The sequence below is a fragment of the Fulvimonas yonginensis genome (assembly GCF_037137055.1).
GTDB lineage: Bacteria > Pseudomonadota > Gammaproteobacteria > Xanthomonadales > Rhodanobacteraceae > Frateuria_A > Frateuria_A yonginensis.
Genome location: NZ_JBBBNY010000007.1, coordinates 117,132 through 140,557 on the forward strand (window position 1 = coordinate 117,132; position 23,426 = coordinate 140,557).

General features: G+C 71.5%; 24 protein-coding genes. 16 read left to right on the top strand and 8 right to left on the bottom strand.

The annotated features are described in order from the left end of the window. Positions 1 to 93: 93 nt before the first annotated feature. Positions 94 to 960: a thioredoxin gene (gene trxA, locus WAT24_RS11125; protein ID WP_336807937.1), complete on the bottom strand. Its 867-nt coding sequence runs from the start codon at positions 958 to 960 to the stop codon at positions 94 to 96. A gap of 103 nt (positions 961 to 1,063) precedes the next feature. On the opposite strand from trxA, the gene WAT24_RS11130 reads away from it, so the two are divergent. The 9 genes from WAT24_RS11130 (at position 1,064) to WAT24_RS11170 (ending at position 10,402) form a co-directional block, all read left to right on the top strand. Continuing rightward, entirely contained in the window at positions 1,064 to 1,738 is a 675-nt protein-coding gene (locus WAT24_RS11130; protein ID WP_336807938.1) for a paraquat-inducible protein A, read from the top strand. After that, complete coding sequence (locus WAT24_RS11135) at positions 1,735 to 2,355, top strand: paraquat-inducible protein A (protein ID WP_336807939.1); 621 nt, start codon at positions 1,735 to 1,737, stop codon at positions 2,353 to 2,355. The genes WAT24_RS11130 and WAT24_RS11135 overlap by 4 nt, the downstream gene beginning before the upstream one ends. Beyond that, entirely contained in the window at positions 2,348 to 4,015 is a 1,668-nt protein-coding gene (locus WAT24_RS11140; RefSeq protein WP_336807940.1) for a PqiB family protein, read from the top strand. Before WAT24_RS11135 ends, WAT24_RS11140 begins: the two co-directional genes overlap by 8 nt. Continuing rightward, positions 4,012 to 4,614: a PqiC family protein gene (locus WAT24_RS11145; protein ID WP_336807941.1), complete on the top strand. Its 603-nt coding sequence runs from the start codon at positions 4,012 to 4,014 to the stop codon at positions 4,612 to 4,614. The genes WAT24_RS11140 and WAT24_RS11145 overlap by 4 nt, the downstream gene beginning before the upstream one ends. 221 nt (positions 4,615 to 4,835) lie before the next feature. Beyond that, positions 4,836 to 7,583, top strand: coding sequence for a leucine--tRNA ligase (gene leuS, locus WAT24_RS11150; RefSeq protein ID WP_336807942.1), 2,748 nt, complete (start codon positions 4,836 to 4,838; stop codon positions 7,581 to 7,583). A gap of 4 nt (positions 7,584 to 7,587) precedes the next feature. Next, positions 7,588 to 8,118, top strand: coding sequence for an LPS-assembly lipoprotein LptE (locus tag WAT24_RS11155; RefSeq protein ID WP_336807943.1), 531 nt, complete (start codon positions 7,588 to 7,590; stop codon positions 8,116 to 8,118). Between the two features lies 1 nt (position 8,119). Beyond that, positions 8,120 to 9,130 (top strand): DNA polymerase III subunit delta, encoded by a 1,011-nt coding sequence (gene holA / locus WAT24_RS11160; protein ID WP_336807944.1) that lies wholly within the window; start codon positions 8,120 to 8,122, stop codon positions 9,128 to 9,130. A 160-nt stretch (positions 9,131 to 9,290) separates the two neighbouring features. Then, complete coding sequence (gene nadD, locus WAT24_RS11165; RefSeq protein ID WP_336807945.1) at positions 9,291 to 9,944, top strand: nicotinate-nucleotide adenylyltransferase; 654 nt, start codon at positions 9,291 to 9,293, stop codon at positions 9,942 to 9,944. Next, positions 9,941 to 10,402 carry a GNAT family N-acetyltransferase gene (locus tag WAT24_RS11170; protein ID WP_336807946.1) on the top strand — a complete coding sequence of 154 codons (462 nt, stop codon included), beginning with the start codon at positions 9,941 to 9,943 and terminating at the stop codon, positions 10,400 to 10,402. The genes nadD and WAT24_RS11170 overlap by 4 nt, the downstream gene beginning before the upstream one ends. 16 nt (positions 10,403 to 10,418) lie before the next feature. Here the strand turns inward: WAT24_RS11170 and msrB are convergent, their stop codons facing one another. Both msrB and WAT24_RS11180 read right to left on the bottom strand, forming a co-directional pair. Further along, entirely contained in the window at positions 10,419 to 11,027 is a 609-nt protein-coding gene (msrB, locus tag WAT24_RS11175) for a peptide-methionine (R)-S-oxide reductase MsrB (RefSeq protein ID WP_336807947.1), read from the bottom strand. Between the two features lie 15 nt (positions 11,028 to 11,042). Next, positions 11,043 to 12,761 (bottom strand): cytochrome c biogenesis protein DipZ, encoded by a 1,719-nt coding sequence (locus tag WAT24_RS11180; protein ID WP_336807948.1) that lies wholly within the window; start codon positions 12,759 to 12,761, stop codon positions 11,043 to 11,045. A 132-nt stretch (positions 12,762 to 12,893) separates the two neighbouring features. Here WAT24_RS11180 and WAT24_RS11185 point away from each other — a divergent pair, with 132 nt between their 5' ends. The 7 genes from WAT24_RS11185 to WAT24_RS11215 all read left to right on the top strand — a co-directional run bounded on the left by WAT24_RS11185 (position 12,894) and on the right by WAT24_RS11215 (position 17,537). Then, on the top strand, positions 12,894 to 13,568 hold the full coding sequence (locus WAT24_RS11185) for a sigma-70 family RNA polymerase sigma factor (RefSeq protein WP_336807949.1): 675 nt from the start codon (positions 12,894 to 12,896) through the stop codon (positions 13,566 to 13,568). Between the two features lie 4 nt (positions 13,569 to 13,572). After that, the gene (locus tag WAT24_RS11190; RefSeq protein ID WP_336807950.1) at positions 13,573 to 14,229 is read left to right on the top strand and encodes an NrsF family protein; all 657 of its coding nucleotides are present in this window, start codon (positions 13,573 to 13,575) and stop codon (positions 14,227 to 14,229) included. Positions 14,230 to 14,303: 74 nt separating this feature from the next. Next, positions 14,304 to 14,618: a pentapeptide MXKDX repeat protein gene (locus WAT24_RS11195; protein WP_336807951.1), complete on the top strand. Its 315-nt coding sequence runs from the start codon at positions 14,304 to 14,306 to the stop codon at positions 14,616 to 14,618. A gap of 99 nt (positions 14,619 to 14,717) precedes the next feature. After that, a complete protein-coding gene (locus WAT24_RS11200) occupies positions 14,718 to 15,785 on the top strand; it encodes an NAD(P)H-dependent flavin oxidoreductase (protein ID WP_336807952.1) in 1,068 nt (355 codons plus the stop codon). 137 nt (positions 15,786 to 15,922) lie between these two features. Further along, on the top strand, positions 15,923 to 16,267 hold the full coding sequence (rsfS, locus tag WAT24_RS11205) for a ribosome silencing factor (protein ID WP_336807974.1): 345 nt from the start codon (positions 15,923 to 15,925) through the stop codon (positions 16,265 to 16,267). 285 nt (positions 16,268 to 16,552) lie between these two features. Beyond that, positions 16,553 to 17,023 carry a 23S rRNA (pseudouridine(1915)-N(3))-methyltransferase RlmH gene (rlmH, locus tag WAT24_RS11210; protein WP_336807953.1) on the top strand — a complete coding sequence of 157 codons (471 nt, stop codon included), beginning with the start codon at positions 16,553 to 16,555 and terminating at the stop codon, positions 17,021 to 17,023. 46 nt (positions 17,024 to 17,069) lie between these two features. Next, positions 17,070 to 17,537, top strand: a complete 468-nt coding sequence (locus tag WAT24_RS11215) for a YybH family protein (protein WP_336807954.1) — start codon at positions 17,070 to 17,072, stop codon at positions 17,535 to 17,537. Positions 17,538 to 17,652: 115 nt separating this feature from the next. Here WAT24_RS11215 and WAT24_RS11220 read toward each other — a convergent pair whose 3' ends face one another. The 5 genes from WAT24_RS11220 to WAT24_RS11240 all read right to left on the bottom strand — a co-directional run bounded on the left by WAT24_RS11220 (position 17,653) and on the right by WAT24_RS11240 (position 23,375). Continuing rightward, positions 17,653 to 18,672 (bottom strand): cupredoxin domain-containing protein, encoded by a 1,020-nt coding sequence (locus tag WAT24_RS11220; RefSeq protein WP_336807955.1) that lies wholly within the window; start codon positions 18,670 to 18,672, stop codon positions 17,653 to 17,655. Between the two features lie 253 nt (positions 18,673 to 18,925). Further along, positions 18,926 to 21,025, bottom strand: a complete 2,100-nt coding sequence (locus WAT24_RS11225) for an FUSC family protein (RefSeq protein WP_336807956.1) — start codon at positions 21,023 to 21,025, stop codon at positions 18,926 to 18,928. Between the two features lie 165 nt (positions 21,026 to 21,190). Continuing rightward, on the bottom strand, positions 21,191 to 21,754 hold the full coding sequence (efpL, locus tag WAT24_RS11230; RefSeq protein ID WP_336807957.1) for an elongation factor P-like protein EfpL: 564 nt from the start codon (positions 21,752 to 21,754) through the stop codon (positions 21,191 to 21,193). Further along, positions 21,751 to 22,599 (bottom strand): alpha/beta hydrolase, encoded by an 849-nt coding sequence (locus tag WAT24_RS11235; RefSeq protein WP_336807958.1) that lies wholly within the window; start codon positions 22,597 to 22,599, stop codon positions 21,751 to 21,753. Before WAT24_RS11235 ends, efpL begins: the two co-directional genes overlap by 4 nt. Positions 22,600 to 22,607: 8 nt before the next feature. Next, positions 22,608 to 23,375 carry an SDR family NAD(P)-dependent oxidoreductase gene (locus WAT24_RS11240; RefSeq protein ID WP_336807959.1) on the bottom strand — a complete coding sequence of 256 codons (768 nt, stop codon included), beginning with the start codon at positions 23,373 to 23,375 and terminating at the stop codon, positions 22,608 to 22,610. Positions 23,376 to 23,426: the final 51 nt, after the last annotated feature.

The following is a 23,426-nucleotide window of genomic DNA, read 5'->3' on the forward strand; positions in this document are numbered from 1 at the left end:
GCGGGCGCGCGGCTGTTCTTCCCCGAGGAGTTCCCCGAACTGGTGGCGGCGGAGGCGCGCCGGCTGTGGCGCGTGGGCTGAGCCGCGGCGGGTTCAGAACAGCAGCGAGGCCATGCGGCGCCGGTAGCGACCGACCAGCTCGGCGTCCTCCAGCGTCGCGAAGGCGGCGAGCAGGCGCTTCTTCGCCTGGCCTTCGTTCCAGTCGCGGGCCTTTTCCAGGATGGTGAGGAACTGTTCCAGACCGGCCGCCGGGTCGTCCTCCAGCAGCAGGCGCACACCGAGCAGGTCGCGCGCGGCCCAGTCGGCCGGGTCGGCCTGCACGCGCTGGCGCAGTTCGGCCAGCGCCGGCGCGCCGTCCAGCGCGCGGGCCAGGTCCAGCTGGCTGCGCAGGCGCACGGCCCGGGCGTCGGTGGCCAGGTTGGCCGGCAGGGCATCGAGCTCGGCTTCGGCCGCCTCGGCCTGGCCGTTGCGCATCAGCGCCAGCGCGAGGTCGAGCTTGAGCTCGGCGTGGTCGGGCTGGGCCGCGATCTCCTGCTGCAGGCGGTTGATCGCCTGCGCCGGGTCCTCCCACGCCATCGACTCGGGTTCCTCCTGCGCAGGAGCGTCTTCCGCGGGCTGAACGTAGCGGGACAGGAACTCGCGCAGTTGCCCTTCGGGCAGGGCACCGGCGAAGCCGTCGACCAGCTGCCCGTCCCTGACCAGCATGACGGTGGGAATGGAGCGGATGCCGAACATGGCGGCCAGCTCCTGGTTCTTGTCGACGTCGACCTTGGCCAGGCGGAACGCGCCGTTGTACTCGGCGGCCAGCTTCTCCAGCATCGGGCCGAGCGTCTTGCAGGGCCCGCACCAGGTGGCCCAGAAATCGATCAGCACCGGCGTGGTCAGCGAGGCGCGCAGCACCTCGGCTTCGAAGTTGGCCGTGTCGACGTCGAACACATGGGCTTGGGCGGCAGCAGTCACGTGGAGCTCTCCTGGCAGGGACGTTTCACATCGGGGCGCCCCGCAGCATATCAAGTGGCCTGCGACGCGCCCGCGCCAGCGCGCGATTTGAGAGAATGGCCCGATGAGCACGGCACAGCAGGGCATGGCCCGCAGGCCGCCGCAGTCGCCTGCGGCGCAGGCGCAGGCGTGCGCGACGGCCGGGCGCCTGCTGGTGTGCGAGGAATGCGATACCGTCCACCGCTGCCGCCCGCTGGCGCGCGGCGAGGAGGTGCGCTGCGTGCGCTGCGGCGCCGTGCTGGCGCGTTACCGCGTGCTGAACGCGGAGGGCATGCTGGCGCTGGTGCTGACCGCGCTGATCGTGTTCCTGATCGCCAACGTGTGGCCGGTGGTGACCCTGGGCCTGGGCGCACGGCAGAGCAGCGCCACGCTGTGGGGCACGATCATCATGATGTGGCGGCAGGACGCGCAGGTGGTGGCCGTGCTCGCTGCGGCCACGCTGTTCTTCTTTCCGCTGAACAAGATGCTGATGCTCGGCTGGGTGCTGCTGTTCGCGCGCAGCCGCCGGCGCGCGCCCGGTTTCGCCTTCATCATGCGCACCCTCTATCACCTGCAGCCGTGGACCATGACCGAGGTGTTCGTGCTCGGCGCGATGGTGTCGATCGTCAAGGCACGCGCGTATTTCGAGGTGCAGCCGGATCCCGGCATCTGGGCCTACGGCGCGCTCACGTTCCTGATCACCGTGTTCTCCGGCATCGACCTGCGCACGCTGTGGGACATGACGGAGCGCAAGGCATGAGCCGGGCGCCGCGTGCGCACGAACTGGGCGTCATCGGCTGTCACGTGTGCGGCCTGGTATCCCACGAGCCGGCGGCAGCCGAGGCGAGCTGTCCGCGTTGCGGCTCGGCGCTGCACCGGCGCAAGCGCGACAGCATCGGGCGCACCTGGGCGCTGCTGCTGGCGGCGTTCATGCTGTACATCCCGGCCAACGTGCTGCCGATCATGCGCACGGTGAGCCTGGGCGACGTGGACGACAACACCATCATCAGCGGAGTGGTGGAGCTGTGGGTGAAGGGTTCCCCGAGCCTGGCGGTGATCGTGTTCAGCGCCTCGATCGTGGTGCCGATGATGAAGTTCCTGGTGCTCGGCACGCTGCTGATCACCACGCAGCGCGGCAGTACCTGGGCGCTGCGCCAGCGCGCCAAGCTCTATCGCGCGGTGGAGTTCATCGGCTACTGGTCGATGCTGGACGTGTTCGTGGTGGCGCTGCTCACCGCGCTGGTGCGGTTCGGCTTCTTCAGTCAGGTGGAGCCGCTGCCGGGCGTGGTGTTCTTCGGCCTGACCGTGATACTTACGATGTTCGCCTCGATGAGCTTCGACCCCCGACTGATGTGGGATGGCCCCGACGATGACTGAGCAAACCCCGCCTCCGCGCGAGGACCTGCCCGAACCGGTGGTGCGCCGGCGGCGCTTCAGCCTGTCGCTGATCTGGCTGGTGCCGGTGCTGGCGGCGCTGGTGGGCCTGTCGCTGGTGGTGCATGCCTGGCTGCAGGCGGGGCCGGAGATCACCATCACCTTCCAGACCGCCGAGGGCCTGGAAGCGGGCAAGACGCCGGTCAAGTACAAGAACGTGGTGATCGGCAAGGTCACCAATCTGGAGCTCTCCGAGGACCGTCGCCGCGTGCGTGTCACGGTGGCGCTGAACAAGAGCGCCGAGAGCTTCGCCACCCGCGGCACGCGCTACTGGGTGGTGCGCCCGCGCATCGGCCTGGGCGGCGTGTCGGGCGTGGACACGCTGCTCTCGGGTGCCTTCATCGGCGCCGACGTGGGCGACTCCAGGGAGGAGAAGTACGACTTCAAGGGCCTGGAAACCCCGCCGGCGGTGCTGCACGGGGAGCCGGGCAAGAGCTTCGTGCTGCACACCGACGACCTCGGTTCGCTGGACACCGGTTCGCCGGTGTACTACCGGCGCATCCAGGTGGGCCGGGTGGTGTCCTACGCACTGGACAGGGACGGCAAGGGCGTCTCGCTGCACATCTTCATCGACGGGCCGAACGACCGCTTCGTCACCCGCTCGACGCGGTTCTGGAATGCCAGCGGCGTGGACGTGTCGCTGGGCGCCAACGGGCTCAAGCTCAATACGCAGTCGCTCGCCACGGTGATCGCCGGCGGCGTGGCCTTCGAGGAGCCGCGCGGGCCGCACGACGCCACGCCCGCGCCGGAAGACGCCGACTTCACCCTGTTCAAGGACGAGACCACGGCGATGGCGCCGCCGGACGGCCCGCCGCGCTACATCCGCATGCGCTTCAACCAGTCGCTGCGCGGTCTGACGGTGGACGCGCCGGTGGAGTTCCTCGGCGTCAACATCGGCAGCGTGGTGTCGATCAACATGGATTACGAGGCGAAGGACGAGCACTTCCCGGTCACCGTCGGTGCCGTGATCTACCCGCAGCGGCTCGGGCGCGCCTACGACAAGCTCGCCGCGCAGGCCGGCACCAGGGAGGGCCGGGTCGACCTGGGCCGCATGTTCGGCCCGCTGGTGGCGCACGGCCTGCGCGCGCAGGCGCGGACCGGCAACCTGCTGACCGGCCAGCTCTACATCGCCCTGGACTTCGTGCCCAAGGCGCCGAAGGCTGCCTTCGACGTGCATGCCACGCCGGTCGACGTGCCCACCGCCCCGGGCAGCTTCGACAAGCTGCAGGAGCAACTGGCCGACATCGTGACCAAGGTGCAGAAGATCCCGTTCGACAGCATCGGCCGCAACCTGGATGCCACGCTGGGCCAGCTGGATCGCACCCTCGAGCAGGTCAATGCCGGCGTGCTGCCGGAACTGCGTGGCACGCTCAAGGGTGCGCAGCGCACGTTGGGCAACGCCGACCATGCGCTTTCGGCCGACTCGCCGTTGCAGCAGAACCTGGGCAGCACCCTGCAGGAACTGCAGCGCATGGCCCGTTCGCTGCGCGCGCTGACCGATTACCTGGGCGTGCATCCGGAGGCGCTGATCCGCGGCCGGCCGGACGATGCGCCGCCCGCCCGTGAGACGCCGCCGCCCGCCAGGCAAGGGAGCAAGCCATGATCCGCACGCCACACCTGCTCGCCGGCGCACTGGCGCTGGGGCTGGCCGCCTGCGCCTCCGCGCCGGTGCACTACTACACGCTGATCGCGCCGGCGCCGGCCTCGCCGGCAGACGGCGTGGCCCCGGCGCCGTTCGGGTTCGAGCTGATGCCGGTCGGCATCCCGGCCCAGGCGGACCAGCCGCAACTGGTGATCCGCCAGGGCGGGCAGGGCGCGGCACCGCTGGGTGCCGAGCGCTGGATCGCGCCGCTGGCCGACGAGGTGCGCGGCGCGCTGTCCGCCGACCTGGCGCAGGCGCTGCACGCGCGGGACGTGACCGGCCTGCCGATGGACGGCAGGCCGCGGCTGCGCATCAAGGTCGACCTGCGCCGCTTCGATTCCGCCCCGGGCGACTATGCCCTGATCGATGCGGCCTGGAGCCTGCGCCTGCTGCAGGGCGATGCGACCCTCGCCTGCACCAGCCAGATCCGCGAACCGGTGGGTGCCGGCTACGACGCGCTGGTCGAGGGCCATCAGCACGCGCTGGCGCGCCTGGCGCAGCAGATCGCCCAGGTGGCCGGCCCGGTGGCTGCCGGGCAGGCCCACGCCTGCCCCCCATGACCCCGCCTCCCCCATGATCCGCCTCATGTAGAAGCGAGCTTGCTCGCGATGCTTTTTGCCTGGGGATCGTCCATAGGCATCGCGAGCAAGCTCGCTCCTACGGGGCAGGCGTTTCCGCTCCCCGTCTTGGCGCCAGCCGGACGCTCGGCTAGGCTGACGGGTTCATCGCCGCGACGGTCCCAGGTCGCCTCGCGAATCCCCCACAGCAACGGCACCGACAGATGCAGGACTCCCACGAACAGGCTTCGAACGAGCAGGGCTACCAGCCGCAGGCGGTGGAAGCCGCCGCGCAGCAGTACTGGAGCGCGCAGCGCGCCTACGAGGTGAAGGAGGACCCCTCGCGGCCCAAGTTCTACTGCCTTTCGATGCTGCCGTACCCCTCCGGCGCGCTGCACATGGGGCACGTGCGCAACTACACCATTGGCGATGTGATCAGCCGTTTCCAGCGCATGAACGGCAGGAACGTGCTGCAGCCGATGGGTTGGGACGCGTTCGGCCTGCCCGCCGAGAACGCCGCGATCAAGAACCGCACCGCGCCGGCGAAGTGGACCTACCGCAACATCGAGCACATGCGCGAGCAGTTGAAACGCATGGGCTTCGCCTACGACTGGACGCGCGAGTTCGCCACCTGCCGCCCGGAGTACTACCGCTGGGAACAGCTGATGTTCACGCGGCTGATGAAGAAGGGCCTGGCGTACCGCAAGAACGCGGTGGTGAACTGGGACCCGGTCGACCAGACCGTGCTGGCCAACGAGCAGGTGATCGACGGCCGCGGCTGGCGCTCCGGCGCGCTGGTGGAGAAGCGCGAGATCCCGCAATGGTTCCTGAAGATCACCGACTACGCGCAGGAACTGCTGGACGGCCTGGACACGCTGCCGGGCTGGCCGGACGCGGTCAAGACCATGCAGCGCAACTGGATCGGCCGCTCCGAGGGGCTGGAGATCCACTTCGACGTGGAAGGCGAGGCCGAGCCGCTGAGCGTGTTCACCACGCGGCCGGACACGCTGATGGGCGTCACCTTCGTGTCCATCGCCGGCGAGCACCCGCTGGCGCTGAAGGCGGCGCAGGGCAACGATCGGTTGGCCGCGTTCCTGGAGGAACTCAAGCACGGCGGCGTCTCCGAGGCCGAGCTGGAGACCCAGGAAAAGCGCGGCATGGACACCGGCCTGCGCGCGATCCATCCGATCACCGGCGAACCGATCCCGGTCTGGGTGGCCAACTTCGTGCTGATGGGTTACGGCACCGGCGCGGTAATGGCGGTGCCCGGCCACGACCAGCGCGACTGGGAGTTCGCGCAGAAGTACTCGCTGCCGATCCGCATGGTGATCGTCGATCGTGGCGTGGTCGATGCGCTGGCCGAGATCGGCCACGACCTCAAGGCCGGCGTGCGCGCCGACGCCATGCGCGATGCGCTGGAAGGCGCGCGGACCGATGCGGTCGCGATGTCGGCGGCGCTGCGCACGGTGCAGGAATTCGAGCGGCGCATCCAGGAAGACGAGGCGTATACCGAGCGCGGCACGCTGGTGAATTCCGGCGACTACGACGGGCTCGATTTCGCGCAGGCCTTCGAGGCCATCGCCGACCGGCTGGAACGCGAGGGCAAGGGCCAGCGCCGCGTCAACTGGCGCCTGCGCGACTGGGGCGTCAGCCGCCAGCGCTACTGGGGCTGCCCGATCCCGGTGATCTACTGCGACAGCTGCGGCGCGCTGCCGGTACCGGAGGACCAGCTGCCAGTGGTGCTGCCCGAGGACGTGGAATTCTCGGGCGTGCAGTCGCCGATCAAGGCCGATCCGCAGTGGCGCAAGTGCACCTGTCCGCAGTGCGGTGGCCCGGCCGAGCGTGAGACCGACACCTTCGACACCTTCATGGAGTCGAGCTGGTACTACGCGCGCTACACCAGCCCGGGCGCGAACGGCATGGTCGACGCCCGCGCCGACTACTGGCTGCCGGTGGACCAGTACATCGGCGGCATCGAGCACGCGATCCTGCACCTGCTGTACTTCCGCTTCTATCACAAGCTGCTGCGCGACGCGGGCCTGGTGCGCTCGGACGAACCGGCGACCAACCTGCTGTGCCAGGGCATGGTGATCGCCGAGACGTTCTATCGCGAGAACGCGGACGGCTCGAAGGACTGGATCAATCCCGCGGACGTGGAGATCGAGCGCGACGAGCGCGCGCGCGTGATCGGCGCGCGGCTCAAATCGGACGGCCAGCCGGTGCAGATCGGCGGCACCGAGAAGATGTCCAAGTCCAAGAACAACGGTGTCGACCCGCAGGCGATGGTGGAGAAGTTCGGCGCCGACACGGTGCGCCTGTTCTCCATGTTCGCCGCCCCGCCGGAGCAGTCGCTGGAATGGAGCGAGGCGGGCGTCGAAGGCATGGCCCGCTTCCTGCGCCGCTTCTGGCGCGAGGTGACCACGCACGCGGCGCAGCCCGACCATCCGGTGGTGGATCCGGCCGCGCTGGACGCCGGCCAGAAGGCGCTGCGCCGGCAGGTGCACGAGACCATCCAGAAAGTCGGCGACGACCTCGGCCGCCGCCATTCCTTCAACACCGCCATCGCCGCCCTGATGGAGCTGCTCAACGCGGTCGGCAGGTTCGGCGATATGAGCGAGCAGGGTCGGGCCGTGCGCCACGAGGCGCTGGAGACCATGGTGCTGCTGCTCAACCCGGTGGTGCCGCACGTCTGCCATGCCCTGTGGCAGGTGCTGGGCCATCCGCAGACGGTGCTCGAGGACGTACCCTGGCCGCAGCCGGACCCGGCCGCGCTGGTGCGCGACTCGGTGACCCTGGCCGTGCAGGTCAACGGCAAGTTGCGCGCTACCATCGAGCTGCCGGCCAACGCGTCCAGGGAAGAGGCCGAGGCGCTGGCTCGCGCGCAACCGCAGGTGCAGGCGCACCTGGAAGGCCAGACCGTGCGCAAGGTGATCGTGGTACCCGGCAAGATCGTCAACATCGTCGCAGGATGAGCCCATGAACCGTCTGCTCCGCGCCCCGCTGCTCGCCGCCGTCCTGGTGCTGTCGGCCTGCGGTTTCCACCTGCGCCAGAGCGCCGCGCTGCCGGCCTCGATGCAGCGCATGCACCTGTCGGTCAACGGCGGCGGCGACCTGCAGCGCAACCTGGCGCGGGCGCTGGAGAGCTCGGGCGTCACCCTGGAGGACGAGGGCGGACCCGGCATCGCGGAGCTCAAGATCCCGGTGGCGCAGTTCAGCACCGACATGCTGAGCGTCAGCGGTGGCGCCCGCGTGACCGAGTACGCGGTGAACTACCAGGTGCGCTTCGAGGTGGACGACGGCGCCGGCCAGCCGCTGGTGCCGCAGCAGCGCATCGACATGTCACGCTCCTACAGCTACGACGCCAGAAATACCGTCGGCAACGAGGCGCAGGTGGAGGAGATCCGCCGCAGCCTCAACGACGACATGGTGCAGGCGATCCTGTTCCGCCTGCAGGCGGCGGCGCAGCATCCGCAGGCTGCCCCGGCCGCGGCGTCCAGCGCCGGCTGACATGCTGCTGTCCCCGGCCCAGTGGAGCAAGGTGCTGGCGTCCGATCGCCTGGCGCCGGTGTATCTGCTGGCCGGCGAGGAACTGCTGGTACTCGAGGCGGCCGACGCGCTGCGTGCCCGCGCCCGCGAACTGGGCTATGCCGAGCGCGAGGTGCTCGAGGCCGGCCAGCACTTCGACTGGGACGACCTGGCCCGCTCCGCCGCCGGCATGTCGCTGTTCGCCAGCCGCCGCCTGCTCGACCTGCGCCTGCCGACCGGGCGACCCGGCGTCGAGGGCGCCAAGGCGATCGGCGCGTTCTGCGCCGACCCGCCGCCGGACGTGACCCTGCTGATCACCGCGGTCGAATGGAGCAGCAAGCACGAAGGCGCGTGGACCAAGCAGGTGGATGCCGCCGGCACGATGGTGGTGTTCAACGCCCCCAGGCCGCAGGAGTGGGCGTCGTGGATCGGCGCGCGGCTGGCCTCCCGGGGCCTGGCGGCCACGCCCGACGCGGCCGCCCTGCTGGCCGAGCGGGTCGAGGGCAACCTGCTCGCGGCGGCGCAGGAGATCGACAAGCTGGCGGTGCTGCACGGCAGCGGCCGGATCGACGCGGCCGAGATGGAGAGCCTGGTGGCCGACAGCGCCCGCTACGACGCCTTCAAGCTGACCGATGCCGCCTTCGGGGGCGACGGCGGCCGCGCGCTGCGCATCCTCGCCGGCCTGCGTGGCGAAGGCGAGGACCTGATCCCGCTGATGGGCTGGCTGGTCAACCAGTTGCAGCTCGCGTTGCGTCTGGCCAATGCGCGCGACTTCGCGGCGCAGGCGCGCGCCGAGCGGCTGTGGCCGGCGCGCGAGCAGCTCTTCCGCAAGGCCTTGCGCCGTGCACCGCGCGAGCACTGGCTCGCCTGCCTGGCACGCGCTTCGCGCATCGACCGCATGGCCAAGGGCCGTGAGCAGGGCGATCCCTGGCGGGAAGCCGAGCGGCTGGTCGCTGCCATCGCCGAGCCGCGCGCCGCCGGGGCGCTTGCATGAGCGCGGCAGCCCGGGCTCCCGCTCCCTCGCGGGAGGAGGGGCGGGCCATGGAGCGGGAGCTCGCGACAGCCTCCCATCCTGCCCGCAACAGCCGCGCAGCCCCGACGCGGCGCGTTTCCTCGTCCCGGCCCTCTCCACGCAGGGGCGGGGGAGCCAGAGCATGCGCCCGCTAGCCATCCTCGGCGGCACCTTCGACCCGGTTCACGTCGCCCACCTGGCCGTGGCGTGGGAGGCGGCCGAGCTGCTGGACGCCGAGGTGCGCCTGGTCCCTGCCAGCATCCCGCCGCACCGGCCGCCGCCGATCGCCGACGCCACCACGCGCGTCGCCATGCTGCGCGCGGCCTTGCGCGGCCAGCCCCGGCTCACGCTCGATACGCGCGAGCTGGCGCGCGGCGGCCCGTCCTACACCGTCGACACGCTGGCGGATCTGCGTGCGGAGGAGGGCGATCGGCCGATCGTCCTGCTGCTCGGCGCCGATGCCTTCGCCGGCCTGCCGGGCTGGCATCGTTGGCGCGCCCTGTTCGAGACGGCGCACATCGGCGTGCTCTCGCGTCCGGGCGTCACGCGCGGCTGGCCGGCAGAGCTGGCCGCGGAGATCGCCGGCCGGCATGTCGCCGACCCTCGCCAACTGCATGCTCGGCCGGCGGGCCAGGTGATCGAACTGGAGGTGACGCCGCTGGAGATCTCGGCCACCCGCATCCGCGACCTGCTGGCGGCGGGCCGCGAGCCGCGCTACCTGCTGCCGGATGGCTTGTTCGATGCCCCGGCGCTGCTGGCCCCGTACCGCCAGCGCCATCCACAGGAGCCGCGATGAGCCCACCGGTCGTGGTGCGCGAACTGGTCCGCGGCGACCATGCGGCCTGGCTGGCCTTGTGGGAAGGCTACAACGCCTTCTACGGTCGCACGGGCGCCACGGCGTTGCCCGAGCAGGTCACCGCCATGACCTGGTCGCGCTTCTTCGACGCGTACGAGCCGGTACACGCGCTGGTGGCCGACGCCGACGGCGAACTGCTGGGCCTGGCTCACTACCTGTTCCACCGCAGCACCATCCGCATCGAACCGAGCTGCTACCTGCAGGACCTCTTCACCGTGCCGTCCGCCCGCGGGCGGGGCGTGGGGCGGGCGCTGATCGAAGCGGTCTACCAGCGTGCCCGTGCGGCGGGGTGCTCGCGCACCTACTGGCAGACGCACGAGAGCAACGCCGCCGCCATGGCCCTCTACGACAAGGTGGCCGATCGTTCCGGCTTCGTCGTCTACCGCAAGGAACTGTAGCGCGCGTCGGCCAGGCTCAGCCGGTACGCGGCACGAAGCGCAGGGCCACCGAATTCATGCAGTAACGCAGGCCGGTGGGCGCCGGGCCGTCGTCGAACACGTGCCCGAGGTGGCCGTCGCAGCCGGCGCAACTGACGGCAGTGCGGACCCAGCCGAACATGTGGTCGATGCTCTCGACGATGTTCTCCTTCGCGATGGGTTGCCAGAAGCTCGGCCAGCCGGTGCCGGAGTCGAACTGCGTGGCGGCATCGTAGAGCGCGGTGTCGCACGCCACGCAGCGGTACAGGCCGGGCATCGCCGGCTTCTCGTGCGGACCGCTGAAGGCGAGCTCGGTGCCGTCGTGGCGCATGACCTGGTACGCCGCTGCCGACAGGCGCTGGCGCCACTGGGCGTCGCTGAGCACCAGCTTGCGCACGTGGCAGGGGCCCAGGCGACGGCCGTCGTCGGCGAAGCACGCCAGCAGCACGTCGGCGCCGGCGGCTGCGGCCGGGCGCGCCGGCGGCGTACCGCGCGCCGCCAGGCGCGGGATCAGCAGGCCACCGAGCGCCATCGCAGCGCCGCCGGCCAACGTGGCGCGCAGGAAGCGACGGCGTTCCAGCGCGATCAGCTCGTCGATGCGAGTCATGGGAACCTCCGAAGATCAGCCGAAGGTGAAGGCGTAGGCGCGTACGCCCGGGTCGAGGAAGGTGATCTCGAACACGTGCTCGCCGCTGCCGTGCCGTTGCCGCACGAGCTGGTACAGGCGCTGCTCGGTCACCGTGCCGTTGCCGTCCGCGTCGATGTCCATGCCGCGGTCGTCGCCCGGCGCCTTGCCGTCCAGGGTGACGCGGAAGCGCACCGGCCTGCCGTCCGGGCCCGGGCCGAGCACCAGGTGCAGGTCACGACCCCGGAAGCGGTAGACGATGCGCCCGCCGGCGCGCTCGAGGGCGGCGTTCTCCGCGTGCACGCTCCAGCGGCCGTCGAGCGACCACTGGCCGGGCGGCAACGCCGCCGGCGCGCGGTAGTCCCAGGCGTCGTCGTGGGCCACATCGCCCCCCGCGAAATGGGTGCTACGGGCGTAGCCCACGTAGGTTTCGGGCGAGCGCGTGGCGTCGTCCGACGCGGCTGCCTGCGCACCGCCGGCGCCGGGTTGCACGTAGCCGCTAGGCAGGGCGGTCTGCCCGGCCTCGGTGAGCAGCTGGCGCAGGATGTCCTCGCTTTGCGCGTAGTCGCCCTCGCCGAAGTGGTGCGAACGGATGCGGCCCTGCGCGTCGATGAAGTAGTGCGCCGGCCAGTACTCGTTGTCGAAGCCCTGCCAGATGGCGTAGTCGTTGTCGAGCGCGACCGGGTAGTCCACGCCCAGTTCCTTCACGGCGCGCGCCACGTTGGCCGGTTCCTTCTCGAAGGCGAACTCCGGCGCGTGCACGCCGATCACCACCAGGCCGTGGTCGCGGTACTTGTCGTACCAGGCGCGCACGTAGGGCAGCGAGCGCAGGCAGTTGATGCAGGAGTAGGTCCAGAAGTCGACCAGCACCACCTTGCCGCGCAGCGCCTGCGCGGTGAGCGGCGCCGAGTTGAGCCAGCCGGTGGCGCCGGCCAGCGACGGCAGCTCGCCTTCCACCGGCAGCGGCGTGCCGGCACGATGCGCCGGCTGCGGTGCGGGCTTCGGGCGCACCGCGTCGACCAGCTTCTGCTCCAGCCCCCCGGTGTTCGCCAGCGCCACGCGCGTCAGCAGCCCGGTATCCAGGCCCAGCGCGATCGCCGCCACGCCGGCGAGCACCAGCGCGCCGAGCGCGCGGCGCACCCACTCGCCGGCGCCCAGCGAGCGCTTCATCAGGGTGAACACCTGGCCGCCGATCAGCAGCGCCAGCGTCAGCGAGGTGGCGGCGCCCGCGGCGTAGGTGAGCAGCAGCAGCGTGGTCTGCACGCTGGCGCCGTTGAGCGCGGCGCCGGTCAGCAGCAGGCCGAGGATCGGGCCGGCGCAGGGCGCCCACAGCAGGCCGGTGGCGACTCCCAGGCCGGCGGCCGACCATACCGAACCCTCACCCTCCGACCGTTGCGACAGGCGGTTGCCCAGCGCCACGAACGGCCGCGTCAGCCATTCGGCCAGCCGCGTGGAAAGCAGGGTCAGGCCGAGCAGCGCCAGCACCACCAGCGCGATGGCACGGCCGTACTGGTTGGCGCGCACCGCCCAGCCGCCGCCGACCGCCGCCAGCGTGGCGACCAGTGCGAAGGTGAGCGCCATGCCCAGCAGCATGGGCAGGCCGTTACGCGCGAACGGGCGGTCGGCGCGGGCGAACACGAACGGCAGCACCGGCAGGATGCAGGGGCTGAGGATGGTCAGGACGCCACCCAGGTAGGCAAGGATCAGCAGCAGCATTGGGGCGATTCCGCAGGCATGTGGCCAGGTATTCGACGCGGGATGGCCGCCGGTTACGCGGGCATGCGGGCGCGGGCGAGTTGCCGCGAGCTTGCTCCGTAACCCCGCCGCCCGATGCGGCGAATACCCGGCATGACCGACGCCGCCGCCATGCCGGGCTTGACCGCCACCGGGCCGATGGTTCTAGATGATCGCTCCTTTCCCTGGGCGAGCGTCGACCCGGCCGTGCCAGCCGAACCTGCCAGCGCCAGCGACGCACCCGAACGCCGCCGCGCGGCATGGATGGCTGCCGCACAGGCTGGCGACCGGCGGGCCTACGAGCGCGTGCTCGCCGACTCGGTGGCCCTGATCCGCACCGTCGCGCGCCGCCAGGGGGTGGCCTACGACCAGCTCGACGACGTGGTGCAGGAGACCCTGCTGACCGTGCACCGTGTGCGCCACACCTACGACCCGGCGCGTTCCTATGATGCCTGGCTGGCCGCGCTGGCGAGCCGGCGTGCGATCGACGGCCTGCGTCGCAGCGGGCGCCAGGCGCAGCGGGAGATCGGCGACGAGGTGGCGCTGGCCGCGCACGCCGAGGCCGGCGACGCCAGCACCGCAAGCGAGCGCACCCAGCAGGCGCGACGGCTGCGCGCGGCGGTCGCGGCGCTGCCGCCGGGCCAGCGCGAGGCGGTCGAGCAACTGGGGCTGAAGGAGCTGTCGCTGGACGAGGCGGCCGCCCGCACCGGCCGTTCCACGGGCGCGCTCAAGGTCAACCTGCACCGCGCGCTCAGGGCCCTGCGCGGCCATTTCCACGGAGACGACTAGACCGATGGCCGACCCGCACGCCCACGACCGCCTGATCGCCACGCTCGGCGCCGAGCTGGCGCCGGTGCGCCGGCTGTGGCCGCCGTGGCTGCGCACGCTGGGTTGGCTCGCGGTGGTGGCGGCCATCGCCCTGGCCCTGTTCGCCCGCTACGGCGCGGCACCGATGCTCGCGCGCTGGGCCGGCGCGCCGGACCTGGGCTGGGCCGGGCTCGGCGCCGTGCTCACCGCGGTGGCGGCGGCCTGGGCTGCGTTCGCGCTGGGCGTGCCCGGGCGCCGTACCGCCTGGGCGTGGCTGCCGTTGCCGCCGGCGCTGCTGTGGATCGGCGCCAGCGGCCTGGGCTGCCTGCGCCAGTGGGTCGCCCCGGCCACCCACGTGGCTACGGCGCACGAGGCCGGCGAATGCCTGTATTTCATCCTCGGCTTCTCGATCCCCCTGTCCGCGCTGCTGATCGTCCTGCTGCGCCGCGCCTGCCCGTTGCGGCCGGTGCTGACCGCCGTGCTGGTGGGCCTGGCCAGCGCGGCCGCCTCGGCCAGCCTGCTGGAGATCTGCCACGCCTTCGACGCGGCGGCCACCGACCTGCTGATGCACGCCCTGGCGGTCGGCCTGGTAGTGGCGGCCAATGCCGCGATGGGCGGCCGCCTGCTTTCGCGCGCCGCGTAACCCGCCGGTCCGGTCCGGCGAAGGAAGGGGTGGATGCGCGATGCATCCGCCCCTTTCCATTCGAGGATCAGCCCATGAACGTACGCACCCACGCCGCCCTGGCCTTCGCCGCCGCGCTCGCCCTCACCGGCCTTGCGCCGGCTTTCGCGCAGGATGCGATGCCTGCCGGTCAGGCCATGGCCACGGACGCCATGCACAAGGACGCCATGCAACCTCAGGCCATGGAGCACGGGGCCATGAAGCACGCGGCCATGAAGCAGCAGGGCATGCATCACGAAAGCATGAAGCCGGGCGAAGCGATGGCCCCCGGCAAGTCGGGCGGACACGCGGCGATGTCTGCCGGCGCCAAGGACATGCAGGACAAGACGACGGACGCCGAAGGCCACTGAGCACGCTGGGCGCGGAGGGGCCTCCCGCTCCCTCCGCGTCCTCGGGACGTCCACGCGCCATCGCGGCACAATGGCGGTCCACGCTGCCGGAGGCCGCACATGCCGTCCACCTTCCTGCACCCGCTGGGCGTCGCGCATCCGTTGATCCAGGCGCCCATGTCCGGATCGAACACCCCCGCACTGGTCGCTGCGGTGAGCGGTGCCGGTGGACTGGGGTCGCTGGGGGCCGGCTACCTCGAACCGCAGGCACTGCTCGACCAGGCCGCGCAGATCCGGGCGGCCACCGACCGGCCGTTCGCGATCAACCTGTTCGTGCTGCCGGATGCCTTCGAGGTGGACGAGGCCCGCGTGGATGCGGTCCGCGCACGCCTCGACGCGCTGATGGAACGCGAGGGCCTCGACGTGCGCACGCAGCGTCCCGCGCGCTGGGCGCCGGTGTTCTCCGAGCAGCTGGCTGCGCTGCGCGAGGCGCGCCCCGCGGTGGCGAGCTTCGCCTTCGACCTGCTGGACCGCACGCGGGTGCGCGAACTGAAGGCCCTGGGCATCCGCGTGGTGGGCACTGCCACCACCGTGGCCGAAGCGCGCGCCTGGGCCGAGCAGGGCGCCGACGCGGTATGCGTGCAGGGCGCCGAGGCGGGCGGGCACCGCGGCACCTTCCTGCACGCGCCCGAGGAGGCGCTGGTCGGCCTGTTCGCGCTGCTGCCGGCGACGGTGGCGGCGCTGGACATCCCGGTGATCGCCGCCGGCGGAATCATGGACGGCCGCGGCATGCTCGCCGCCGAAATACTGGGCGCGGATGCCAGCCAGCTCGGCACTGCCTTCCTCGCCTGTCCGGAGTCGGCCGCTGCAGAGGCCTGGAAACGTGACCTGGCGCAGGCCGAGGACCATCGCGTGGGCACTATCTACAGCTTTTCCGGGCGCGCCGCCCGCGGCCTGCGCAACCGCTTCGTGGAAGCGATGGCGCCGTTCGCGGGCGAGCTGCCGCCCTATCCGGTGCTGAACGCGCTTACCGCGCCCCTGCGCCGCGCCGCCGCGGCCGCCGGCCGCGGCGACCTGCTGTCGGAGTGGTGCGGGCAGGCCGCCGGGCGGGTGCGCCCGATGCCGGCCGCCGAGCTCGTACGCGTGCTGATGGACGAGTACGTCGAGGCCCGCCACGCGCTGGCTTGACGTGCCTTTGAGGCGAGGCGGTTATACTGCGCTGGCGCCATGTCGCGCCCTACGTCCGTCCGAGGCACTTCCACTTGAGTACGCCCCTTCGTAGTCCGTCTTCCGCCGCCGCCAGGAAAGCGGTCGATGCCAACCAACTGCGCAAGCACGTGATCGATGCGCTGGAAGAACTCAAGGCAAAGGACATCCGCGAGATCGACGTCCGCGGCAAGACCTCGGTCACCGACCTGCTGGTGATCGCCTCGGGCACCTCCGCCCGCCACGTCAAGTCGATCGCCGACGAGGTGGTGAAGTTCGCCAAGAAGGCGGGCGTGATGCCGCTGGGCGTCGAGGGCGAGCAGGAAGCCGAGTGGGTGCTGGTCGACCTGGGCGACGTGGTCGTCCACGTCATGCTGCCGCGCATCCGCGAGTTCTACGGCCTGGAGCGGCTGTGGACGGTGGGCGACCGCGAGCCGGGCATGGATGCGGCGAACGCCGGCTGACGCCCTGCGCACGCTGTTGTTCCCCTCCCTTTCGGGAGGGCCGGGTGAGGGGGGCCGTGCGATCCACTCACCACGAAGCGCGAAGCTTTGCTACCTCCCCCGGCGGGGCGAGGGGGAGGAGCCGTTCTTGCGACCTGCCCCCTACGAAGCGCGTGATGTTTGTGGAAGCATTCTCCGGATGAATCCCGCGGCGAGCCCCGCCCCTCAGCCCTTTCGCTCCCGTTCGATCAAGGACGGGGGAGAGGCGGCGAACACGGCGCTGCGCGCCGCTTCCATCGTCTGATCATGCGCGCGCGCGTGATCGCCATCGGTGAACGCATGCCCGGCTGGGTGGCCGAGGGCTTCGCCGAATACCGCAAGCGACTCGCGCACGAGCTGCCGCTGGAACTGGTCGAACTCAGGCCGGGTACACGGGGCAAGGGCCGCGACGACGCGCGCGCGATGCAGGAGGAGGGCGCGGCCATCCTCGCCGCCGTGCCGCGCGATATGCACGTGGTCGCACTGGACGGGCGCGGCAAGGTCTGGTCCAGCGAGGAGCTGGCCGGGCAACTGGCGAACTGGCGCATGGCCGGGCGCGACCTGGCCTTCCTGATCGGCGGTCCCGACGGCCACGCTCCTGAGGTGCTGGCGCGCGCCGACCAGCGCTGGTCGCTCGGCCCGCTCACGCTGCCGCACATGCTGGTGCGGCTGGTGCTGGTCGAGCAGCTCTACCGGGCCGCCGCGATCGTGGCCGGCCATCCCTATCACCGCGCCTGAGCCTGGCGTACGCTCGCCACCTGTTCCATGAACGGGAGGGTGTGCGATGGCCGGGAATCGCTTCGCGTGGGTCGTTTCGCTGCTGCTCGCTTTCGCCGGGCCCGCCGCGGCCCGGCCGGTGCACGACCGGGACGAGGCGGCGATCCGGCAGGTGCTGGCCGACCAGCAGGCCGCCTGGAACCGGGGCGACGTGGCGGCCTTCATGCGCGCGTACGCCGACTCGCCCGACACCACCTTCATCGGTTCCAGCGTACGCAAGGGCTACCGCGCCATCCTCGCCAGCTACCGCAAGCACTACGCGTCGCCGGCGCAGATGGGCCATCTCACCTATGCCGTCCTCGAGGTGCGGTTGTTGCCCGGGCATGACGGCGAGGTGCGCTACGCGGTGGTGACCGGCCGTTTCCACCTCGATCGCAAGGAACACGGCACGGCGCCAGGGGACGACGGCGTGTTCTCGCTGCTGTGGGAAAAGACGGCCGCCGGCTGGAAGATCATCCTCGACCACACCAGCTAGGTTTATCCGGCGGCACGGCGTCTCCGCGGCGGATCGCGCCCGGCGGATGCCCAGGCTGCTGCCCTGCCGCGCGCATCCGCCGACGAGTCCGTCCCTGGACGCGTTGCCGGACGGCCTACTTGGTCACGATCACCTCGCCGTGCATCCCCAGCTCCTCGTGCAGTGCGCAGACGTAGGGGTAGAGGCCCGGTTGCGTGAAGGTGACGCGGAAACGCGTGGTGCCGGGTGGCGTCTGCGCCAGCCCCGTCCGCTCCTGCGGCTCGGCCACGATGAAGCCCGAGCTCACGTTGTCCGAACGCGAATGCATTACCGCGTGCAGCGCCCCGTCCGCGTCGGTGCTCACGTTGCCGGACGGGACGGTCGGGTCGAGGGGCTCGGCGCCGAAGGTGATCGTGTGCGGGGTGGTCGGGTCGGCGTTGTCCCATTCCACGGTCTGTCCCGCGCGCACGTAGATCACCGGGTGATGGAAGCGCATGACCGCGAGGTTCACGTGGCCGCCGGGCGTCGCCCCGATCACGCCCCAGCCGGCGATCACGCGGTGCCGGAAGCCACGGGGGCTGCCGGCCTCGTGGTCGCGCATGTCGAACAGCTGCTGGGCATCCGGGTCGTTGAGGCTGCGATCCATGCCTGCGAGCAGCGCGTGGCGCATGTCGTTGGCGAGGCGGTCGTAGTACGCCTGGTCGTACGGCAGCGGCATCCCCGGAGGCAGCACGTGCACCACGCCGGTCATGTCGCTGTGCACCAGGCAGACCAGCTTGAAGTTGCCGGCGACCGGGAACCGTACGGTGTAGCTCTGGCCTGCCACCTGCGGGCCGGTGTTGACGCAGTGGGCGCCGTCGACGCTCGATCCGCTGGGGGTGATGCCCGGCGGCGGTCCCGGCGGGCAGCCGACCGGGAAGGGCGGACGCATCTGGCCGGACACCAGGAAGGTGACTGTGTGGATCTCGTTGCTGTCGAACGTCCAGGTGATCGTGTCGCCCGCATGGATCCACATCTCGTTGGGCAGGAACGCCATCGCCTGCCGTCCCATGTTCTCGCCCTGGGCCCCGACGCTGGCGCGCCAGTGCGCGCCGAAGGCCGGCATGGCCAGCGTGCTGGCGACCAGGTAAAGGAGCGTCTTTGCCAACCGTTTCATCCCCAACCTCCTCGGAAGCCCGCTGCAGGTTCCGCTGGACGCCGCGGACCTCCCGGTTCGGTGCCAGTGGGCCAGGCAGGGACGCCTCCGCACCCCGATGCGGTGGGTTGTGGGGATCGACACGGTCCCTGCGGTGGGCGGGCGATGTATCACCGCGTGCGTCCCGCCGCGATGACTGCCCCGTGACCGGGCTCCTCGACACCGAAGGCGGGAGGGGGCAGCGGAAAATACCGTGCGGCCTTGCGGGGGGCGCCTACGGGTGCACGTGCCGCCCCGCCGATTGGGCGGCCGCGTCCTGCGGGCAGCGGCCGACCACGTGGGCCAGGGTGTTGATGTTGTCCACCAGGCGGTCGGTGAGGCGGGCGACCTGGTCGGCGCCCGCCAGGTCCTCGGACATCGCCAGCAGGGTGGCGAGCGTACGCTGGAGCGTACGCAGGTCCGGCAGGCCGGCGGCGGCATGCTGCTCGCGCAGGGCACCGGCGACCGTGTGCAGCGCGGTCGCGGCGTGGTCGATGAAGGCGCTCACCTCGCTCTGCTCCGGCAGGCTGCTGCGGTCCTGCAGCAGCGCCTCCAGCGTCATCGCCGTGCGCGCGAGGCGATTGCCGTTGGCGAACAGCGCCTGCGCCAGGTCGAGCAGCGCGGGCGGCGTGGCCGGTTCCGCGCGCATGCGTTCGATCGAGGCCAGTGCATTGGTGCGCGCGGTGCGGGCGGCGGTGCGCGTTTCCCGGTGCGCGTCGCGTCGCTGTGGACGCCCGAGCGCGCGCAGGTAGTCGGCGTAGGCTTCCAGCATGTCGGCCAGCGCGGCGCGCGCGCGGCCCCGCTCCCAGGTGGGCCACAGCACGTAGGCCAGCAGCGCCATCCCGCTGCCGAGCGCCGTGTTGACCACGCGATCCATCACCGCGGCGCCCGGGTCCACGCCCTCGAACGAGAGCAGCACCACCACGGTACCGGTCAGCGCCGCCACCGCGATGCCGTAGTGCGCGGTGGCGAGGTAGCGGAACGCGAGGCACAGCACGCCCATCAGGGCGAGGTGCGCCCACGCCTGGTCGGGAATCACCCACAGCAGCGCGGTGGTGAGCAGCAGGCCGAGCACGGTACCGACCACGCGCAGCAGGCCGAAATTGAAGGTGGCCGCGAAGTCCGGCCGCAGCACGATCGCCACCGTCATCGGCAGCCAGTAGCCGTGCGGCAGGTGCAGTGCGCGCGAGAGGCCCAGCGCCAGGCTCAGCGCGATCGCCGAACGTACCGCGTGGCGGAACGCCACCGAATGCGGGGTGAGGTTGGCCAGCAGCACGGCACGCGCCGAGCTCTGCCGCAACGACGCCGGCAGCCGCAGGTCGGCCGCCTCGGCGCGCTGTTCGCCGCGCGCGCCGGCCCAGTTGGCGTTGCGCACGGCGGCGGCGAGCTGGCCGGCCAGGGCGTGGACGTGCAGCGCATGCTGCGCGTGGGCCTGTGCGGCCTGCGGCTCGGCAGCCTGCAATGCGCGCAGCGCACGCTCGGCGCCGCGCGGCGAGGAACCTTCCTCCAGCGCTTCGGCGATCTGGTCGAGCACGCGCGCGGTGCGGTTGCGGAAGCGCGGCGAGATGCCGGCGTCCGGTGCGCCGCCCGCGAGCGCAGTGAGCTCCAGCCGGATTCGTTCGGCCAGTTCCAGCAACACGCCGAACGCCTCCATGGCGCGGCCGCGGGCATGGTGGCGCCCGAGCAGGGTCTGCTGCAGGGTGGTCATCGCGCCACTCAGGGCGGGCTCGTCCTCGTCGTCCTGGCCCCGCTGGCGGGCCAGCGCGGCCAGGCCGCGGTAGACCGTGGCCAGCGCGTGCCGCTCCGGCCGGTAGCGCTGCAGCGGCCAGGCCGCCACCGAGAACAGCATCATCAGCAGGCCGCCGGCGAAGATCAGCGCCGCCCCGGCCGCAGCGCCCGCGAGCGAGGTGGGCGTGGCAGCGGTCACCACCAGCAGGATCATGCTGGTCATGCCCACGCGTGCGATGTCGGTGCCGAACACGACCAGCAGGCCGCCGCCGAAGCCTACGATCGCGCTTGCCAGCAGGATCGAGGGGAGGTGCCCGCCGATCAGGAAGCCGGTCAACGCGGCCAGGCCCGCCGCGAGCGAGGCCAGCAGCAGCTGCCACACGCGCTGGCGGTACGGGCCGGGCTGGTCCGAGAACATCGTGTCCAGCGCACCGACGGCGATGCCCAGGCCGATCGCGGTGTGGCCGCTGGCCATGCCGATCGCCAGCGGCAGCACCACCGCCAGCGTGTTGCGCAGCACCACCCTCAGCGGAACGTCCGGGCGCTTGGTCCGGGTCAGACTCTCCAGGACGTTGGCGCGTAGCGAATAGACGCTGGCGGCGGGCATGGCCGTATCGCAGGGTTGGGGAGCCGTGATTCTGCCCGAGCCCAGTTGAACGCAACGCGACGGGCCGCGTCCGCTTGCCGGTGCGCCCGCCCGAAATTTACGCCCGCTTGATCAGGCAGGACGTAGCGGCTGCCTGCCGTCGGGCGCAGGGACGCGCGTGCGGCCTCAGGCGCGGCCGGCGAACTCGCCGGTCAGGGTGTTGACCCAGACCTTTTCGTCGTTGGTGATGTACTCGGGCACCTGGATCTCGACCCCGGTGTTGAGGCGCGCCGGCTTGGTGCGCTTGGTGGCGCTCGCCCCCTTGAGCTCCGGCGCGGTGTCGACCACGGTCAGCATCACGCTGGTGGGCACCTGCAGGCCGACTGGCGCGTCGTCGATCAGCTGCACGTAGTAGCCCTCCACGCCCTCGACCACGTAGCCGGCGTTGTCGCCCACCAGCTCGGGGCCGAGCGGGTACTGGGTGTAGTCCTCGGCATCCATGAACACGAACGTCTCGCCGTCCATGTAGGAGAAGTGGGCCGCGCGACGGACCAGGTCCATCTCCTTGAGGTCGTCATCGGCGCGCAGGCTGAGATCGAACTTGCGGCCGCCCGGAATCGAATACATGGTGAAGCGGTAGGTGACGTTGCCGCCGCGCGCGGTGGGCGCGCTGCGCTCGATGTCGCGCACCTGGTAGACGGTACCGTCGTGTTCGACCACGTTGCCTTTCTTGACGTCGGAAGCTTTCATGGGGAAGTCGCCTTGGCGGCTGGATCGTTGGTGAGTAATCGGTGTTCGGCCAGGAAACGGCGCTGGCGGCGTCCGGCGTCGGCGAGTGCCTGCGGGTCCGGATCGATGTCGGCTTCCTGGCGCAGCAGATCGCGCGTCAGCAGATGGCCGAGCTTCGGATAGAGCGCCAGCCGGCAGGTGCCCCCCGCGTGGCTGGCCTTGGCGCAGAAGGCCTTGGCGGCCGCGGCGGGCGCGACGTTGTCCGCCTCGCCCTGCACCACCAGCGTCGGCGGCATCGCGCCGGCGTGCGCCAGCGGCGAGTAGGCGGCCGCCCGGGCGGGTGTGCACAGCAGCGAGGCGTAGATCGGCTGGGTCGTGTCCAGCAGCGGCGACGCCAGCAGCATCAGGTGCGGCCGCGCGGTGGAGGTGCGGCCGGGGCACAGCCCCACGCCCGCGGCGGGGACCAGCTGGCCGCCGGCCGATTCGCCGTAGCCGGCGATGCGGGACGGATCGACGCCCAGCGCGCGGGCGTGGGCCCGTGTCCAGGCGAAGGCGGCACAGGTGTGGGCCAGTGCGTCCACCGGACCGCTTCCGCCGTCGGCCAAGCGGTAATCCACGGCGACGGCGACCAGGCCGAGCGCGGCGAAGCGACGGGCCTCGTCGAACTCCCAGGCCGCCTCGCCGGCGCGCCAGCCGCCCGGGTGCAGCAGCAGCACCGCCGCGCGCGGGGCGCTGGCGGGGGAACCCGGCTGGAACACGCAGGCCTTCAACGCATGGGCCGTCACCTCGCGATAGGCATGGGCGTGCGGCATCGCGGGAGCGGCCAGGGCCAGCAGGCTGCCCAGCAGGAGCGACGTAGCCGGCATGGCGATGGCTACTTCGGCTGCAACCGCACCGCGCCGTCGAGGCGGATGGTCTCGCCGTTGATGTAGCGGTTGCCGAGGATGAAGGCGACCGTCTGCGCGAATTCCTCCGGCTTGCCCAGGCGCGAGGGGAACGGGATCGAGGCGCCGAGCGACTCCTGCACCTGTGGCGGCATGCCGTCCACCATCGGGGTCCAGAAGATGCCGGGGGCGATGGTCGCCACGCGGATGCCGAAGCGGGCCAGCTCGCGCGCCATCGGCAGGGTCATGCCGACCACGCCACCCTTGGAGGCCGAGTAGGCGGCCTGGCCGATCTGGCCCTCGTAGGCGGCGACCGAGGCGGTGTTGACGATCACGCCGCGCTCGCCGTCCTCGCCCGCCTCGTTGGACTGCATCAGCGCCGCACCGGCCTTGGCCACGTTGAAGCTGCCGACCAGGTTCACCATGACGGTGCCGGCGAAGCTGGACAGCGGCATCGGGCCTTCCTTGCCCAGCACGCGACCGGAGCCGAGGATGCCGGCGCAATTGACCACCACGTTGAGCCCGCCCATCGCCTCGCGCGCGGCAGCCACGTTGGCGACCACGCCGTCTTCCGAGGTCACGTCGGTGCGGTAGAAGCGGGCAGCGGCGCCCAGCGCCTGCGCGGCCTGCTGGCCCTTCTCCTCGTTGACGTCGAACAGCGCCACCCTGGCGCCGTGCGCGACGAGATGCTGCGCCACCGCGTGGCCGAGTCCGGAGGCGCCGCCGGTGATGACGGCCTTGACCTGGTCGAGCTGCATAGTCCTTCCCTCGAGTGCGAAGCGAAACGTCAATGGTAGCCGAGGCGTGGC